12 protein-coding genes are annotated in these 17,899 nt (G+C 41.1%); 4 read left to right on the top strand and 8 right to left on the bottom strand.

Annotation, left to right across the window (positions count from 1 at the left end; all coding sequences use genetic code 11):
• Positions 1–270: 270 nt before the first annotated feature.
• The 6 genes from ACT2CV_RS08670 to ilvG form a co-directional block, all read right to left on the bottom strand.
• Entirely contained in the window at positions 271–5,490 is a 5,220-nt protein-coding gene (locus ACT2CV_RS08670) for a YadA-like family protein (RefSeq protein WP_464973417.1), read from the bottom strand.
• Positions 5,491–6,045: 555 nt separating this feature from the next.
• Positions 6,046–7,590, bottom strand: coding sequence for a threonine ammonia-lyase, biosynthetic (gene ilvA / locus ACT2CV_RS08665; protein WP_464973416.1), 1,545 nt, complete (start codon positions 7,588–7,590; stop codon positions 6,046–6,048).
• A gap of 52 nt (positions 7,591–7,642) precedes the next feature.
• Entirely contained in the window at positions 7,643–8,464 is an 822-nt protein-coding gene (locus ACT2CV_RS08660) for a ZIP family metal transporter (RefSeq protein ID WP_464973415.1), read from the bottom strand.
• 213 nt (positions 8,465–8,677) lie between these two features.
• Positions 8,678–10,513, bottom strand: coding sequence for a dihydroxy-acid dehydratase (gene ilvD, locus ACT2CV_RS08655; protein WP_464973414.1), 1,836 nt, complete (start codon positions 10,511–10,513; stop codon positions 8,678–8,680).
• A 41-nt stretch (positions 10,514–10,554) separates the two neighbouring features.
• Positions 10,555–10,791, bottom strand: a complete 237-nt coding sequence (ilvM, locus tag ACT2CV_RS08650) for an acetolactate synthase 2 small subunit (RefSeq protein ID WP_464973413.1) — start codon at positions 10,789–10,791, stop codon at positions 10,555–10,557.
• Between the two features lie 28 nt (positions 10,792–10,819).
• Complete coding sequence (ilvG, locus tag ACT2CV_RS08645; protein ID WP_464973412.1) at positions 10,820–12,478, bottom strand: acetolactate synthase 2 catalytic subunit; 1,659 nt, start codon at positions 12,476–12,478, stop codon at positions 10,820–10,822.
• A 157-nt stretch (positions 12,479–12,635) separates the two neighbouring features.
• Between ilvG and ACT2CV_RS08640 the strand changes: the two genes are divergently transcribed.
• Together ACT2CV_RS08640 and ACT2CV_RS08635 are read left to right on the top strand one after the other, a co-directional pair.
• On the top strand, positions 12,636–13,460 hold the full coding sequence (locus ACT2CV_RS08640; RefSeq protein WP_464973411.1) for a Cof-type HAD-IIB family hydrolase: 825 nt from the start codon (positions 12,636–12,638) through the stop codon (positions 13,458–13,460).
• Positions 13,460–13,840: a CrcB family protein gene (locus tag ACT2CV_RS08635; protein ID WP_464973410.1), complete on the top strand. Its 381-nt coding sequence runs from the start codon at positions 13,460–13,462 to the stop codon at positions 13,838–13,840. Before ACT2CV_RS08640 ends, ACT2CV_RS08635 begins: the two co-directional genes overlap by 1 nt.
• 47 nt (positions 13,841–13,887) lie before the next feature.
• Here the strand turns inward: ACT2CV_RS08635 and ACT2CV_RS08630 are convergent, their stop codons facing one another.
• Positions 13,888–14,106, bottom strand: a complete 219-nt coding sequence (locus ACT2CV_RS08630; protein WP_464973409.1) for a cell division protein ZapB — start codon at positions 14,104–14,106, stop codon at positions 13,888–13,890.
• Positions 14,107–14,280: 174 nt separating this feature from the next.
• Between ACT2CV_RS08630 and glpX the strand changes: the two genes are divergently transcribed.
• Both glpX and mazG read left to right on the top strand, forming a co-directional pair.
• Positions 14,281–15,294, top strand: coding sequence for a class II fructose-bisphosphatase (gene glpX, locus ACT2CV_RS08625; protein ID WP_464973975.1), 1,014 nt, complete (start codon positions 14,281–14,283; stop codon positions 15,292–15,294).
• A 92-nt stretch (positions 15,295–15,386) separates the two neighbouring features.
• Positions 15,387–16,190 (top strand): nucleoside triphosphate pyrophosphohydrolase, encoded by an 804-nt coding sequence (gene mazG, locus ACT2CV_RS08620; RefSeq protein WP_464973408.1) that lies wholly within the window; start codon positions 15,387–15,389, stop codon positions 16,188–16,190.
• A gap of 86 nt (positions 16,191–16,276) precedes the next feature.
• On the opposite strand, the gene pckA is transcribed toward mazG, so the two are convergent.
• Positions 16,277–17,893 carry a phosphoenolpyruvate carboxykinase (ATP) gene (pckA, locus tag ACT2CV_RS08615; protein WP_464973407.1) on the bottom strand — a complete coding sequence of 539 codons (1,617 nt, stop codon included), beginning with the start codon at positions 17,891–17,893 and terminating at the stop codon, positions 16,277–16,279.
• Between the last annotated feature and the right edge of the window lie 6 nt (positions 17,894–17,899).

Raw genomic sequence — 17,899 nt, 5'->3', positions numbered from 1 at the left:
ATAGACAACAAAACTGAGGTAAATTTCACAGCGCTTTTTTGGATTGGGGGAATTGCGAACGAGCAGATTGAGAACCCGTAGGGACGCGACGCTCGCGTCCTGTGATTTTGAATGCACTTTGAATGTTGTTTATGGACACCAGTACGGTGTTCCTACTTAAATAAGTCATAACAAGAAAAGTGCGGTAAATTTCACCGCAGTTTTTCTTTATTTACAGAACAAAAAAGGCTTAACCCTTCAGGTTAAGCCTTTTCATTAAGCTAGATTAAATTACCATTGGTAACCTAGACCCACAGAACCACCAATATCACCTTGGCTGTTGGTGTTACCTTGGATTTTCAGCAATAATTTGCCGTTATCGCTTGCGCGTGAGTAACCAACCGCAAGAGCTGCTTGTCCTTTGAAAGTACCCGCAGAGGCTGCTACCATTGATTTACCTGGTAAGTAAACTTGTGGTAAGCCTGCAGCTGCGTTCGCACCTGCGACACCAGCACGATAGCCTTTGTGTACGTTTTTCATTTCGCCTTTTAATTGGCTTACGTTCACTGCGTCAGTTGGTGCTTTACCTGGTGCAACGTTAGTGATTCGTTTACCACCTGAGTTGATACCATTGTTGTTAATGGTTACACCGCCTGCTTTAATGCTACCGCTTGGACCAAGATCAATGTCTTTTGCCAATTTCACATTTAATGCGCCAGTATTTGGATCAGAAGTTACACCAATGTTACCTTCGGTTAATTGACCTTTCGCACCACCTTTCACACTTAATAGTGAATTTAATGGGCGTTTCACTTCTTTACCATCATCACCAGTAAAGCGTAAACCATCGTTTAAGGTTGCTACTTGTTCTGGCTCGCCTTTCGGTGTACCGTTTTTATCAACTGGTTGATAAACGATACGTGGTTTTTTCTCTGTACCGTCACGACCATCACGACCTTTTGCATTCGCTAAATCAGAAGGACCTTCGCCTACGCTGATTTTCGCAGAAGCGCCGTCTTTACCGTCTTTACCTTTCGAACCAGTTAAGCCAATAGAACCATCTTTACCGTTGATTGCTACTGCTGAACCATCTTTACCGTTGACACCAATGAAACCATCTTTACCTGGTTTGCCTGGTTGACCATTTTGACCTGGCTCACCTTTCTCACCAAGGGTAACTTGATCTTCTAACGCATAAGTAAACTTAGTCGTGGTTGCATCAGGCTGTTCTTGTTTCACTTTCAAGTTTTTACCTGCTTGGAACACAACTTTATCACCCGCGTTGATTAGCTCATCAGTTTTACCTGCTTCGTTTTCAAAGTCTTTGGCATCTTTACCAATTGTTGCTTTGAAACCTGCGCTATTAACCATGTTCATCACGTTAGTTGCACCAACGAAACCATTCGTGCTGCTATCTGGTGCTAATTTAATTCTACCAGTTGGAGCAGGTTGTTCACCAATGTTAACGTTGTCTTCTAACACTAAGTTACCTGCGCCAGAAAGTTTTAATTTCACGTCATAAACGCCTGTTGTTGCGTTGTTTTCGCCTTTAACCTCAATACCAGCAGAGCCGATAAAGTTCACTTTCTGTGCATTCTTAACCGCACTTTCGTAATTGTTATCAGGCGTTGCAACCACCCACCCCATATTACGTAAGTCGCCAGCAGTAACAACATTGCTGTCTGGTACGTTTGGATTGTTTAAGTTAATTAAACCTTCCGCCGCTTTCGTTGGTGCATCATCCTTAGTATAAGGTTTCAAACCACTTGTAATATTGTTGATTTGAACTGGCACTGGCTCGTTTTTATCAGCTGGATCTCGACCTGCGAAAGTCACTGTATTTGGTGCTTTCGGGTTAGTCACAATAGTCACTGGGTTAGTCGGCGCAACTGGATTATCAGGATCTGCCGTATTAATTGTTAAGCTGTTAAACTCTGGATTTTCAGCAATTTTAACGATTAATTTATCGCCATCGCTGTCCACACGAACGTTGCTCGCAGAAGCTGGTGCATCATTCGCTAATTTACCTTCAACGTTTAACGTCTCATTCAATTTCTTAATGATCGTTTCACCTTGGTTACCTGCAAACTTCAATCCATCATTTAAAGTTGCTACTTTCTCTTCAACTGGATTACCGTTTTCATCTACTGCTGGTTTACCTGTTTCTGGATCAACTGGAACATAAACGATACGTGGTTTGCTTTCAGCGTCTTTGCCTGCCGCATCTTTACCATCAACACCTGCAGGACCTGCGCCAACTTTCATTGTTGCACTTACGCCATCTTTGCCATCTGCACCTTTTGGACCTGTCAAGCCGATAGAACCGTCTTTACCGTTGATTGCAACTGCGGCACCGTCTTTACCTGTTACCGTAATAGAACCATCTTTACCATCTTTACCTGGTGTGCCTGGTTGACCATTTTCACCTGGTTTCGCTGGTTCGCTTGCTTCACCAAGGGTAACTGTATCGTCTAACGCATAAGTAAACTTAGTCGTGGTTGCATCAGGCTGTTCTTGTTTCACTTTCAAGTTTTTACCTGCTTGGAAGATCACTTTATCCGCTGGATTGATTAACGCGTCATCCTTGCCATCTTGGTTTGCAAAGTCAGTAGTGTCAGTGCCAATTGTCGCTGTCCAGCCAGATTCGTTAATTGCATTTGAAACTGTATCTGTAGTTGCTAATTTGCCTTTATCAGCATCAGCAACAGTTGTTTTACCACCAGCAACAGTTACATTACCTTTCGCCGCGTTAGTGATAGCATCACCATCAACATGGATTTTTACAGTTGGGTTGCCGTCCGCGTCAACCGTTGTTTCAGCGACAGTGTTCGTACCATTAGCGAAAGTAACCGTTGCACCCGTTTTCACTAATTTAGTTGTTGGCTTGCCAGCATCATCTGTAGTAGTAATGTTCCAACCTGCGTTGTTAATCGCATTCATCACATCGCCAGTGGTTGCCAATTTATTACCATCAGCATTATTACCATTTGTATCGCCCAGTTTTACTGTGCCATTTGCATTGTTAGTGATATTGCCTGCAAGATTGTTATTTAATGTTGTTGGATCAATATCAATTTTTACAATACTGGTTACACCATCTGTATTTGTGATATTGACTTTAGTTCCGACACCATCTGTGAAGTTAACGATATCATAAGGTTTCACGAAGTCTTTATTCGTACCATTTGCTTGTAAATTCCAACCTGAATTAATAATATCTTTCACCGTTGCCACATTGTTAAACGCATTGGTGATGTTAACAGTTAATTCTTGTTTATCCTTGGTAACAGGTTGGTTTGCTGTATTTGCTTCATCTTGGTTCCAAGTATCTGGCAAGTTGCTCGCCACATTACTGATCGTACCGTCGTTGTTGATAGTGATATCACCCACTTGCACTGAATCGAAAGTTACATCATCAGCCGTTGCATAAGTAAAGTTCTGACCATTTTGTTTAATAGTCAAGTTTTTACCTGCTTTGAATACAACAAATTCACTTGGTCTCACTAACTCATTAGTTTTGTTATGACCAATTTCTGCATATGAACCACCATCAAGATCTGAAGTCACTCTCCAACCTGAGTTGTTTACCGCATTTGCCAACGTAGTAATGTTGACTAATTTCTTGCCGTCATCCGATGTTTTTGGTTCTACTAAACCATTATCATTAGGAGCGGTCTTTTTATCTTTTACCTCACCTGTTTTAACAGCTACGTCTAATTTATAACCATTGTCAATTTGAGTAACGTTGATGTCATCACCAGCTTTCAATAAGAACGTTTCGCCATTGGCGATTTTCTTGTCGCCTGCTTGATCTGTAAACGTACCTGTACCTTCTGTATCACCACCTAAGAAGAAACCGGTTTTATTTAAACCTGATACTAAAGTTGATACATTAACTAAGTTATCGCCTTGGTTATCACCTTGCGGATTAGCAGCATCAACTGGCGCTGGTGAGAAAGTATTAGTTGTTGTGTTTAGATCGAAAGTACCAGTTTTTGGTAAATCCACATCAAAAGTAATTTTAGTTACACTGTTTTCTTCTGTAGATACATTCGCTGTAGTATTTTTACCATTTACAAATTGAACGCTTTCGCCTGGTGTAACCACACCTTTAGTTGTGCCAGCGTTATCTTTAACATTGAAACCTTTGTTAATGTAAGTATTCAATGCAGTCAATGCATCGCCAACATTTGTAACTGGCGCGCCATTGATTTGCGTACCACTGTTGCCAGCAGTCGCAGGTGTATCTATACCAGTGTATAAATTATAGGTTGGTGCAGTTAAGTTACCATCAGCACTCACTGTTGAACCACCACCTAAGTGATTTGCTGTACTGTTCGCCACATTACCCAATGCTTTTTGGGTTAAATAAAGTTGTGAACCGTTGATTGCGTCAGTTGAATCAGAAGAAATCTTACCAGCAGCCACATTGATAATTTGGCGTTCTTCGCCCGCTTTACCCACGCTCACCACACCTTTTTCAGGTGCACCTTGACCCGCAAAGTTGCCGTAAGTGATACCACCTACAGTCGCACTGCTTTCAGTAGTTGCAGCACGGTCTGTTGAGTTGTTACCTAAAACCACGCTATTTGCTTGGGTAGCAACAACATTGTTACCCATCACCATTGTGCGTTCAACTGGCACATTATTGGTACTACCTACTGCATAAGAGAAGCCACCCGCTACATTTGAGCCTTCACCCAACGCACCCGCTTGAGCACCATCAACAATGGTTGAACGGCCAATTGCAATCGCTCTAAAACCACTCACTTTTGATGTTTGACCAATTGCAACCCCTGTAACCGCACTGGCTTCTGTTCTAGCTTTTAAACCCAATGCAACGGAAGCTGGCGCATACGCTTTAGCATCTGTAGCAAGTGCAATTGAAACAGGTCCAGCAGAAGTTGTGTTATAACCGAAAGCCGTACTTTGACCACCTTCAGCTACTGCATAAGGACCAAACGCAACGTCGTAACCTTTTTTAGCATGAGAGTTAAGACCAAATGCCATACCATAAGATGCGCCCTCATACGCTTTCGCATTGGTTCCCATTGCGATAGCATGTTGACCGCCACCAAACGTATTAGCACCAATCGCAATTGCACCATTACCATTAGGTTGATAATTGCTATCTGCGTTTGATTGATATACAGTTTGAGCGCCTGTACCAATCGCAATAGATGTGATACCTAACGCTTTTGCACCTGTACCAATTGCCAAGTTACCTGAACCACTTTCATCAGAGTTGTCATTTGCTTGAGCGTCTTTACCGATAATGATGTAACGACCATTATCTACATCCATATTCATTAATACATTTGCATCTGTTGTCGCAGGACCAACCTCATGAAGCGTTTCCGCCGTTGCTACGCCATTAATCCCCATAGCTGCTAAAGCAACTGCCACTTTAGACACTGTTGATTTTGTTTTGCCTTTTGCTGATTGAAGTTCAGAAACTGCCACCCAACTTTGTGTTGCGTGATTCCAAATCACTCGGAAAATTTTGTTCATAAAATTACCCTTTTATGTTGTTAAAAAAATTATGCCTATTTTATAGGTAACACCACTACCATTCAATGTACATTACATTTCTTTACAAATAACGAAAAATTACACATTTGACTAGCAGTCCAGCCAGAAAATATTTCCATAAAAAATAGAACAGCTTATTTCACTAATAAACTGACCTCGTAGTTTAATTGATTAAAAATAGACTGGCTACAAAAAATCACAAAAAATCCCCAAAATTTTCAATTAACTTTTACGTTAGGAAAGAATAACTTACAAGATTTTCTTGAAATAAAAAACAAAAGTGCGGTGAAATTCACCGCACTTTTTATCTATTTTGAATGCGATTTACGGACACCAACCTGGTGTCTCTACAATCATGTGGTATTTGAAATCGATTTTTTGCAAACGTTATATTTAAATATCGACGTCTTTGTAGGGACGCGACGCTCGCGTCCTGCGATATTAAACTTGTTTTGAATATTGTTTACGGACACCTGAGTGGTGTCCCTACATATTTACGATTGGTACATTTTCACCATCATATCGGTTCTGCCATTATTTTTTCGCTAAGAAATAACGATATGCCACGCTTTCACTGACATCTTGGTAGGCGTAACCAATCTCATCTAAACGCTGAATAAATTCCGCCATATTTTCTTTTTCCACTTGGAAGCCTGCTAGCACGTTACCGTAATCTGCGCCATGACCACGATAGTGGAAAAGGGAAATATTGGTATTAATGGTGCCGAGTTTTTCTAAGAAGTTTAACAAGGCGCCTTTTTGTTCTGGGAATTCAAAACTATATAGACATTCATTCAATGGACTGGTCGCTTTGCCGCCGATCATATAACGAATGTGGGTTTTGGCGATTTCGTCATTGGATAAATCCTGTAAATGATAACCATCTTGACGTAAAGTGTTGATGATGATTTCTTTTTCTTGTTCACCATTAATGCGTAAACCCACGAAAATACAGGCTTCTTCATCATCGGAATAACGGTAATTAAATTCTGTTACCACATATTGTTGTAAAATACGACAAAATCTTAAGAAACTGCCCCGTTGTTCAGGAATTTTCACCACTAACAACACTTCGTGTTTTTCACCAATTTCACAGCGTTCGGACACATAACGTAAGGTGTGGAAGTTGAGATTTGCCCCTGACAAAACGGTGACCAAATTCTCATTTTTAATCCCTAATTGTTTGACGTATTTTTTCAATCCAGCTAAGGCTAAAGCGCCTGATGGCTCAGACACTGCGCGTACATTTTCAAACATATCTTTCATGGCAGCACAGATTTCATCACCGTCCACTAGTACCACGTCGTCTAAATATTGTTGACACACTCGGAAGGTTTCATCACCAATGCGTTTTACTGCCACACCATCGGCAAATAAGCCCACACGATCAAGTTCAACAGGTTTGCCTGCTTGTAACGCTGCATATAAACAAGCGCTGTCTTTGCTTTCTACGCCGATTACTTTAATTTCAGGCAATAATTGTTTGATCAGCACTGCCACACCTGCAGCTAAACCGCCACCGCCCACTGGCACAAAAATGCGGTCAATATGGCTATGTTGTTGCAATAATTCCATCGCCAAAGTGCCTTGCCCTGCAATCACAGCAGGATGATCGAAAGGCGGAATAAAGGTCATTTGTTTGCTTTTGGACAGTTCAATAGCTTTTGCCTTGGCTTCATCAAAATTAATGCCATGTAATAACACATCGCCACCGAAACCACGCACTGCTTCCACTTTAATAGTCGGGGTGTTTTGTGGCATAACAATAATGGCTTTTAAGCCCATATTTTTAGCGGAAAGGGCGACACCTTGTGCGTGATTGCCCGCGGAAGCGGTAATCACTCCGCGCGCTTTTTGTTCTTCGGTAAGGCTGGCAATCATATTGTAAGCGCCACGCAATTTGAAACTATGCACAGGCTGGCGATCTTCACGTTTGACCCAAACCTCGTTGTCGAGACTTGCGGATAAGCGAGACATTGCCTGCAATGGCGTGACCGTTGCTAGCTCATAAACTGTTGAACTTAGCACTGCTTTTAAATATTCTGCACCAGTTGGTTGTTCTGAAAGGGTTGTTCTCATAAAAAGTATTCCATTTTACACCGCACTTTTATGCGGTTTTGCAATTTGTGTATTAGCCTAAGGCCACATCTAAAATCATCATAACGGTAAAACCGATCATTAAGCCTAAAGTAGCACTGTCAGTATTGCCATTGCTTTGTGATTCGGGGATTAATTCTTCCACCACCACGAAAATCATTGCGCCTGCAGCAAAAGACAGGGCATAAGGCAAGATAGCCGTCATAGATAGCACAAAAGCAGCACCAATAACCGCAGCAATAGGCTCTACCACCGCCGACATTGAACCATACCAAAAGGCTTTCCAACGGCTATGTCCCTCAGCGCGAATCGGCAAGCTTAAAGAAGAACCCTCCGGGATATTTTGTAAGCCAATACCAATGGCCAAACCAATCGCACTGGCTAATGCCGCATGGTAATCTGCTACGCTTGATAACGCACCGAAAGTCACGCCGATTGCCAATCCTTCGGGGATGTTATGAATGGTAATGGCAAGAAATAACAGTGCCGATTTAGACAGACGGCGATGTAAGCCTTTTCCTTCTGCTTCTTCTAAGGGTTTGTCTAAATGTAAATGTGGTACGACAAAATCAATGGTGCGGATAAAACCACCACCCAATAAAAAACCAATGGCAACGGGCAACCACGACCATTTGCCATAATTTGGTTCCGCATATTCAATTGCGGGCGCCAACAAAGACCAAAAGGACGCCGCAATCATCACTCCAGCAGCCGACCCCATCATAACATCTAATAATTTTCGGTTTACAGTGCGGAAGAAATACACGAAAGAAGAACCGAAAATTGTACAACCCCAAGTAAACAAGCCTGCAATAAAGGCTTGTGTGATGGGATGTAAGGAAAAAAACACGTCCATATTTTCTATTCAAATAAAAGTGCGGTGAATTCCACCGCGTTTTTTGTTATGACCTATTCAGTAGGGACACCACGCTGGTGTCCATAAATAACATTCAAAACAGATTTAACATCACTGGACGCGAGCGTCGCGTCCCTACGGATTGACGTTATGTATCAAATGCACTATTTCTACATAATTCTGGATTTTTACACCGCACTTTTGTGCCTTATTTTATAATTTCGATTTGTCGCGCGCGGCACCTTTGTCTGCAGATAAAGCGAAATGACCAAAGATTTTTAATGCTGTTGAAACATTACGCTGACGATTAACCGGCTGCCAGCCTTTTCGGTCTTGCTCTGCTCGACGTTGCGCCAATTCGCCTTCTGACACTAAAAGTTGGATAGAACGGTTTGGAATGTCAATGACGATTTGGTCGCCATCACGCACTAAAGCAATGGTGCCACCTGAAGCAGCTTCTGGCGAGCAGTGCCCGATAGAAAGTCCTGAAGTTCCGCCTGAGAACCGCCCGTCCGTTAATAAGGCACATTCTTTGCCTAAGCCAATGGATTTTAAATAGGTGGTTGGGTAAAGCATTTCTTGCATACCCGGTCCGCCTTTTGGTCCTTCATAACGAATTACTACCACATGACCAGCTCGCACTTTGCCACCTAAAATACCATTTACTGCATCTTCTTGGCTTTCAAATACGATAGCGTCGCCAGTGAATTTTAAGATCGATTCGTCCACCCCTGCGGTTTTCACAATACAACCATCAAGGGCAATATTGCCGGTCAACATCGCTAAGCCACCGTCTTGGCTATAAGCATATTGTTTAGAACGAATACAACCATTTTCGCGGTCTGTATCTAAGGTTTCCCAACGACAATCTTGTGAAAATGCAGTAATCGAACGCACACCTGCTGGACCTGCACGATAGAATTTCGCAATGTCTTCACTTGGATTGTGCATGATATCGTATTTGGCAATTTGTTCACCTAAAGTGGTGCCTAAAACGGTGCTAGTATGGGTATGCAGTAAGCCGGCACGATTTAATTCGCCCAATAGCGCCATAATGCCGCCTGCACGATGGACGTCTTCAATATGATATTTTGAGGTGTTCGGTGCGACTTTGCATAAACAAGGCACTTTACGCGAAATGCGGTCAATATCCGCCATGGTGAAGTCCACTTCTGCTTCTTGTGCCACCGCTAATAAGTGCAATACAGTGTTAGTTGAGCCACCCATTGCTACATCTAAACTCATGGCATTTTCAAAGGCATCAAAGCTGGCAATTGAGCGAGGTAATACGGAATAATCATCCTGTTCATAGAAACGTTTGGCTAAATAAACGATTTGACGACCAGCTTCTTCAAATAAGAATTTGCGATCCGCGTGAGTTGCTACGCAGGTACCGTTACCCGGTAAAGATAAACCCAATGCTTCCGTTAAGCAGTTCATTGAGTTTGCCGTAAACATACCTGAACAAGAGCCGCAAGTTGGGCAAGCGCTACGTTCAATGGCTTCCACATCTTCATCACAAACGGTTTTATCCGCACTTTTCATCATCGCATCCACTAAATCTAATTTAATGATTTGATCAGAAAGTTTGGTTTTGCCCGCTTCCATTGGCCCGCCCGAAACAAAGATCGCAGGAATGTTCAAACGCATGGCTGCCATTAACATCCCTGGGGTGATTTTGTCACAGTTTGAAATACAGACCATAGCGTCGGCACAATGGGCATTCACCATATATTCCACGCTATCGGCAATTAAATCGCGGCTTGGTAAAGAATAGAGCATACCATCATGTCCCATCGCAATACCGTCATCAACAGCAATGGTATTAAACTCTTTCGCTACCCCACCCGCAGCTTCAATTTGTTCTGCGACTAATTTTCCCATATCACGCAAATGCACATGACCAGGGACAAATTGTGTAAAGGAATTCACCACAGCAATAATAGGTTTACCAAAATCGCCTTCTTTCATTCCTGTTGCACGCCATAGTGAGCGCGCACCCGCCATATTTCGCCCCTGAGTTGAGGTGGCTGAACGTAAAACTGGCATAATCTTCTCCAACTAAATCTGTAATCTAATTTATTTAAGCATTATTCTTCGCAGCTTTCACAAGCCACATCCACCACATCATATAATTTGGCTAATTGATTCACGAGCAAGCTCACATCACGTTTGCTGGCGACCACCAAATCACACCACACTTTGTCTTCTACTAATTTCATGCTGAGATTGGTGATGGTAAAGCCACGATGACGCACAACACGCAAAATACGTTCAAGTACTTCTGGGCGGTGATTAGCAACAATAGTTAATTCTGTATTATTCATAAAAAATCTCCCTTTTTACACCGCACTTTTAGCTCATTACATCCAACATATCCGCATTGCACGCACCAGGTGGGACAAGCGGCCATACATTTTCTTCAGGTGGAATGCAAACATGTAAGAAATATGCCTCTTTGGCATTGAGTAAACGATCTAACGCCGCATTCACTTCACCTGCTTTTTCAATACGCTCCCCTTTAATATCAAAGGCTTTGGCTAGAGTAACAAAGTCAGGGTTTTCATCCAAAATTGTGGAACTATGACGTGCATTGAAGAATAAAGATTGCCATTGACGCACCATGCCTAAACGTTGGTTATCTAATAACAGAATTTTCACTGGCACTTTACCTGCTTTAACAGCACCCAATTCTTGAATATTCATCATAATTGAACCATCGCCAGTTACCACAATCACATCATCTTGCGGACGTGCTTTTGCAGCGCCCATTGCTGCTGGCAAACCAAATCCCATGGTGCCAAAACCTGCGGAAGTGATGAAGTTTTCAGGTTGGTAATGATTAATGTGTTGCGCAGACCACATTTGATGTTGTCCTACATCTGTGACGACAACCGCTTTCTGATTTTTCTTCTGCGATAAGCTATGCAATAACCAAGTTGGATCAATATCGCCTTCGCCTTGCAATTCGCCATAGGTGAAATCTAATTCATTTTTAAGAGCGACAATGCGTTCACGCCAAGGTTGAATATCCAATGGCATGGTCATGCCCTGAATCGCTTGAATCAGATCACCTTTTAATGCCACATTGGCTTTACGCAATTTATTAATTTCAGCGGCATCAATATCCGCATGAATCACTTTTGCATTTGGCGCAAAGGTGTCTAGTTTACCCGTCACGCGGTCGTCAAATCTTGCACCGAGAACCACTAATAAATCCGATTCCTGTGTAGCTAAATTCGCCGCACGCGTGCCATGCATACCAATCATCCCCATATAATAAGGATTATCAGGCGAAATACTGCCCAATCCTTTTAGGGTAGAAACACTTGGAATTTGCGTTGTTTGTAAAAATTCACGCAAGGCAGGAACGGCATTTGCCATGCCGACGCCACCACCAATATAAAGGATTGGGCATTTGGCTTCTTTTAATAATTGCACCGCACTTTCTAATGCTTGCGCTTTAATTGCAGCTGGTTTCTCAGGGGCATAGACTACGGGTTGTAAATTGGTTTCAGTGAGCTGAATATCACGCGGAATATCCACTAACACTGGACCAGGGCGACCACTTTGTGCGATTTGAAACGCTTTTGCGATCACCTCTGGTAATTCGTCAATGCTTTGCACAATAAAGCTGTGTTTAGTGCAAGCAAGAGATAAACCTAATACATCGGCTTCTTGGAATGCGTCAGTACCAATTAAATGGCTCGCCACCTGTCCTGTTAATGCCACAACGGGAATACTGTCCATAAAGGCATCACCTAGTCCTGTCACTAAGTTTGCTGCCCCAGGTCCAGAAGTGGCAATGCACACACCCACTGTGCCATAACCTTTTGATCTGGCATAGCCAATGGCTTGCATGGCTGCCCCTTGTTCATTACGACAAAGGAAATGTTCAATTCCACTATCATAAAGCGCATCATAGGTTGGCATAATTGCGCCCCCAGGATAACCAAATACAGTGGTTACACCATGCGCTTTTAAACATTCTGTGATTAATCTCGCACCGTTCATTGTTGTCCTTGCTTATTTTATTGTTATTTTAAATTACAAAACTGTTTTTCATTATATCGATCTTTAATCATATTCCTACTATTTTATTCACAAAAGTGCGGTCATTTTTAGGATATTTTGTTATTATATAAGCCGTTTTTATCAATAAGGATACAAAATGAAAACCTTTCCTTTCCGTGCCGTTGTATCTGATATGGACGGTACATTATTAAATGCTAACCATGTTATTGGCGATTTCACTATTTCTACCTTAGAAAAAATAGCAGACAAACAAGTGGATATTGTGCTTGCCACTGGGCGTAGTTATCCTGACGTTGCCTTCATTTTGAACAAATTAAAGATTGATCCCACTCGAGCAGCGATGGTGACCTCGAATGGTTCGGAAGTGCATGATTTACAAGGCAATTTAATTTACAGTAATTATTTACCTGAAGACCTTGCCTTTGCCATTATGCAAGAGGAATTCGATCACGACAGTATTTGTGTGAATAGCTATCAAGGCGATGATTGGTTTATTAATGTGGACATTCCAAGTTTGATGAAATACCACAAAGACAGTGGGTTTAGTTATCAAGTGGTCGATTTCGCACAACATCATGGTCGCAATACACAAAAAATCTTCTTCATTGCACGTCATTTAGATGACTTGTTGCCTTTAGAACAGCGTTTACAACAAAAATATGGCGATCGCGTTACCTTGGTGTATTCCACACCGCAATGTTTGGAAGTGATGAATAAAAATGTGTCAAAAGCCACCGCACTTTCGGCTTTAGTGGCGCAACGCGATTATGAACTAAACCATTGCATTGCCTTTGGTGACGGTTTGAATGATGAAGATATGTTAAAAGTGGTAGGCAAAGGCTGTGTGATGGCAAATGCGGATCCGCGCCTTGCGGCAAGATTAACAGAACTTGAACGAATTGGTTTTAATAAAGATGAAGCAGTTGCAAGTTATTTAAGAGCAACTTTTGGAGTTTATTAATGTGGCAATCAATTGGTATTGTGAGTATCGGTGCCGTACTGGGCGCGGTAACTCGATGGCTTCTTTATGTATTTTTTAATCCGCTATTCCATAGTTTTGCCTTTGGTCCTTTAGTGGCAAATCTCACTAGCTGTTTTTTCATTGGCGTGTTCACTGCGTTTTGTTGGTATATTCCAAGTATCAGTGAACAATGGAAATTATTTATGATCACTGGTTTCTTCGGCAGTTTAAGCACTATTTCCGCCATTTCTGCAGAATTTTGGACAAACTTCCTAAACGGAAAAGCAGGATTAGGCTTGCTTGTATTAAGTGGTCATTTAATTGGTAGTTTATCTGCGACTTTTTTAGGTATCTATCTTGTTTCACTCTACTACAAATAAAAAACCTAGACTCAAAATTGTCTAGGTTTTTTATTGTTTGGATGAAATTAAACGTTGTCAATTTGACCTAATAATGAACGTAAACGCTCTTGCCAGCTATTATGTTCCACTTTTAATTGTTCATTTTCATTACGCAATGCATCATAAGCCTGTTGCGCTTGGTTGTTTTTTTCTTTTAACTCTTCCACTTCTAATTGAAGTAACTGAATAGTTTCCACCGCTTGTCTTACTTTGCTTTCTAGTTGATCTAAAATTTCAAATGACATAATCACTTCCTTTGGATAACAAAATGTAAAATTTTAAGTATTCTACCTATATCCTCTTTGTTTTAAAAGTAGCAAGTTAGAAAAAATCCATATTCGCAAAAATTTTCCGCCATCGTTGCAGTAAGAGTGATAAAATAAGCAACAAATATCACTCTATTAGGGAAGCTCAGTATGATGAATCGATTATTATCCATTGAATTTTCACGTGTAACAGAAGCAGCAGCACTCGCGGCTTATTCTTGGTTTGGTAGAGGCAATAAAAATGCAGCAGATGATGCTGCGGTAAAAGCCATGCGCTATATGCTAAACCAAGTTGAAATGGACGCAGAAGTGGTAATTGGCGAAGGTGAAATTGATGAAGCACCTATGCTATATATTGGCGAAAAACTTGGTTCTGGCACTGGCGAACAGGTTGCAATTGCAGTCGATCCTATTGATGGTACTCGCATGACAGCAATGGGGCAATCTAATGCCATTTCAGTGTTAGCCGCAGGGGGAAAAGACACTTTCTTACGCGCGCCTGATATGTATATGGAAAAATTAGTAGTAGGTCCAGAATTAGAAGGCATGATCGATTTAAACTTGCCGATTGAACAAAATCTTCGTCGTGTTGCCCATAAATTAGGCAAATCAATGAGCCAAGTTACTGTTATGGTATTAGCTAAACCACGCCATGATGAAGTGATTAAACGTATTCAACAACAGGGTGCAAGAGTACTTGCCATTCCTGATGGCGATGTAGCGGGTTCTTTATTATGCTGTTTGCCAGAAGGTGGCGTTGATATGCTTTATGGCATTGGTGGTGCACCTGAAGGTGTGATTACTGCAGCGGCGGTACGAGCTTTAGGCGGCGATATGCAAGCACGCTTATTGCCACGCAATCAAGTTAAAGGCGATACCCCTGAAAATCAACAACTTGCTCAACAAGAAATTGAACGTTGCCAACAATATGGCGTCGCAGTCAACGAAGTGCTGCCTTTGGAAAGCTTAGTACGAGATGATAACTTAGTATTTGCGGCAACAGGTATTACCAATGGTGATTTGCTTAAAGGTATTCAGCGTAAAGGCAATCTTGCCACCACTGAAACCCTATTAATTCGTGGCAGATCGCGTACTATTCGTCGTATCCAATCCACTCATTATCTTGATCGTAAAGACGAATTACTTTACCAATTAATTCAAGAATAATGATATAGGGACGTTTCATAACGTCCCTTTTAATCAATATGTTATCCTCAAACATATCTCATATGCACTACAAAATAGAGATCTAAATTTATATGCATCCAATTGAACATTTTATTCAGCTTATCGCGAAATTGCGCGATCCTAATGGTGGTTGTCCTTGGGATTTAAAACAAACCTATCAATCCATGATCCCTTGTTTAGTGGAAGAAACCTACGAAACCATTGATGCCATTGAGCAAAATAATGTCGCCAATTTACGCGAAGAATTAGGTGATTTATTATTACAAGTAGTATTTTTTAGCCAACTCGCCACTGAAGATGGGTTGTTTACTTTTGATGATGTGTTAAATGATGTAGCAGAAAAAATTGTGCGTCGTCACCCTCATGTATTTGGCGATAAATCTGCCACCAATGAGCAAGAGGCCTTAGCTAATTGGAATGAGATGAAAGCCAAAGAAAAAGTACAAAAAAATGGACCGCACTCTATTTTAGACAATATTCCCCATGCTTTTCCTGCCTTACTCCGCGCACAAAAATTGCAAAAGCAATGCGCTAAAGTGGGCTTTGATTGGAATAATATTAATGATGTGATCAATAAGCTGCATGAAGAAATTGATGAAGTAAAACAAGAAATCAATCAACCAGAACGCAATGTGGAGCGCATTAATGAAGAACTTGGTGATTTATTATTTGCCACTGTCAATTTAAGCCGTCATTTAAATTGCAATGCAGAAGAAAGTTTACGCCAAGCCAATCATAAATTTGAGCGACGTTTCCGCTCTGTTGAACAGAAATTAAATGAGCAAGGCAAAACCTGTCAACAAAGCAATTTGATGGCAATGGATTTGCTATGGGATGAAGTAAAAAAAGAAGAAAAAGGAAAAAAGTCGGCATAAATTGACCGCACTTTTTTATCCTTTCTCTGATCATAAAAAAACAGCCAGAAATCAATTCTGGCTGTTTTGCTTTCACTTGAAGCTAATTAAGCTTTAGGACCTGCAGCAACTAATGCTTTGCCTTCGTCGTTTGTCGTATATTTTTCAAAGTTTTTCACGAAACGACCTGCAAGATCTTCAGCTTTGCTTTGCCATTGTGCTTTGTCTGCATAAGTATCACGAGGATCTAAGATTGCAGGGTCAACACCTGGTAATGCTTTTGGAATTGATAAATCGAAGATTGGTAATTTACCCATTTCAGCATTTTCAATTGAACCATCTAAGATTGCATCGATGATACCGCGAGTATCTTTGATTGAGATACGTTTACCTGTACCATTCCAACCAGTGTTCACTAAGTAAGCTTCTGCACCAGCAGCTTCCATACGTTTCACTAACACTTCAGCATATTGAGTTGGGTGAAGTGATAAGAATGCTGCACCGAAACAAGCTGAGAATGTTGGTGTTGGTTCTGTGATACCACGTTCTGTACCTGCTAATTTCGCAGTGAAACCAGATAAGAAATAGTATTTGGTTTGTTCTGGCGTTAATTTAGATACTGGTGGTAATACACCGAATGCATCAGCAGTTAAGAAAATAACTTTTTTCGCATGACCCGCTTTTGATACAGGAGTAACGATATTATCGATATGATAAATTGGGTAAGAAACACGAGTATTTTCTGTTTTTGAACCATCATCATAGTCAACAGAACCATCAGCACGCACAACTACGTTTTCTAATAATGCATCACGTTTGATTGCTTTGTAGATATCTGGCTCATTTTCTGGTGAAAGTTTGATTGTTTTCGCATAGCAACCACCTTCGTAGTTGAATACACCATCATCGTCCCAACCATGCTCATCATCACCGATTAATTGACGTTTTGGATCAGTTGAAAGGGTTGTTTTACCTGTACCAGATAAACCGAAGAATACAGCTACATCGCCATCTTTACCTACGTTAGCTGAACAGTGCATTGATGCAACGCCTTTTAATGGTAAGAAGTAGTTCATCATTGAGAACATACCTTTTTTCATTTCGCCGCCGTACCAAGTACCACCGATTAATTGCACACCTTCAGTTAAGTTAAATGCGATAAAGTTTTCAGAATTTAAGCCTTGTTCTTTCCAGTTTGGATTAGTTACTTTAGAACCGTTCATTACTGTGAAATCAGGTTTGAAATTCACTAATTCTGCATCAGATGGGCGAATAAACATGTTTTTCACGAAATGTGCTTGCCATGCTACTTCAGTTACAATACGTACTGATAAACGAGTATCTTCGTTCGCACCACAGAATGCATCAATAACAAATAAGCGTTTACGAGAAAGTTGGTTAGTAACTAACTCTTTTAGACTTTGCCATGTAGCTTGATTCATTGGTTTGTTATCATTTTTCGCTGCATCGCTTGTCCACCATACTGTATCTTTTGATGTTTCATCTAATACGATATATTTATCTTTTGGTGAACGACCAGTAAAAATACCTGTATCAACTGCAACAGCACCTGAAGTGGTTACGATACCTTTTTCATAACCTTCTAAACCTGGTTTGGTTTCTTCTTCAAATAACTGCTCATAACTAGGGTTATATACGATTTCTTTAATATCATAGATACCTAATTCGTTCAGGTCTTTAATTACTTTGTTTAAGTCTGTCATAGCTTA

The sequence above is a fragment of the Reella acinonychis genome (genome assembly GCF_052384575.1).
Lineage (GTDB): Bacteria > Pseudomonadota > Gammaproteobacteria > Enterobacterales > Pasteurellaceae > JBQSUQ01.
This window is presented reverse-complemented; position numbering and strand designations above follow the sequence as displayed.

Excerpts from the sequence above, each read along its gene's own strand:
- ACT2CV_RS08670 (WP_464973417.1), bottom strand. The coding sequence starts at position 5,490 with ATGAACAAAATTTTCCGAGTGATTTGGAATCACGCAACACAAAGTTGG.
- ilvA (WP_464973416.1), bottom strand. The coding sequence starts at position 7,590 with ATGAGAACAACCCTTTCAGAACAACCAACTGGTGCAGAATATTTAAAA.
- ACT2CV_RS08660 (WP_464973415.1), bottom strand. The coding sequence starts at position 8,464 with ATGGACGTGTTTTTTTCCTTACATCCCATCACACAAGCCTTTATTGCA.
- ilvD (WP_464973414.1), bottom strand. The coding sequence starts at position 10,513 with ATGCCAGTTTTACGTTCAGCCACCTCAACTCAGGGGCGAAATATGGCG.
- ilvM (WP_464973413.1), bottom strand. The coding sequence starts at position 10,791 with ATGAATAATACAGAATTAACTATTGTTGCTAATCACCGCCCAGAAGTA.
- ilvG (WP_464973412.1), bottom strand. The coding sequence starts at position 12,478 with ATGAACGGTGCGAGATTAATCACAGAATGTTTAAAAGCGCATGGTGTA.
- ACT2CV_RS08640 (WP_464973411.1), top strand. The coding sequence starts at position 12,636 with ATGAAAACCTTTCCTTTCCGTGCCGTTGTATCTGATATGGACGGTACA.
- ACT2CV_RS08635 (WP_464973410.1), top strand. The coding sequence starts at position 13,460 with ATGTGGCAATCAATTGGTATTGTGAGTATCGGTGCCGTACTGGGCGCG.
- ACT2CV_RS08630 (WP_464973409.1), bottom strand. The coding sequence starts at position 14,106 with ATGTCATTTGAAATTTTAGATCAACTAGAAAGCAAAGTAAGACAAGCG.
- glpX (WP_464973975.1), top strand. The coding sequence starts at position 14,281 with ATGAATCGATTATTATCCATTGAATTTTCACGTGTAACAGAAGCAGCA.
- mazG (WP_464973408.1), top strand. The coding sequence starts at position 15,387 with ATGCATCCAATTGAACATTTTATTCAGCTTATCGCGAAATTGCGCGAT.
- pckA (WP_464973407.1), bottom strand. The coding sequence starts at position 17,893 with ATGACAGACTTAAACAAAGTAATTAAAGACCTGAACGAATTAGGTATC.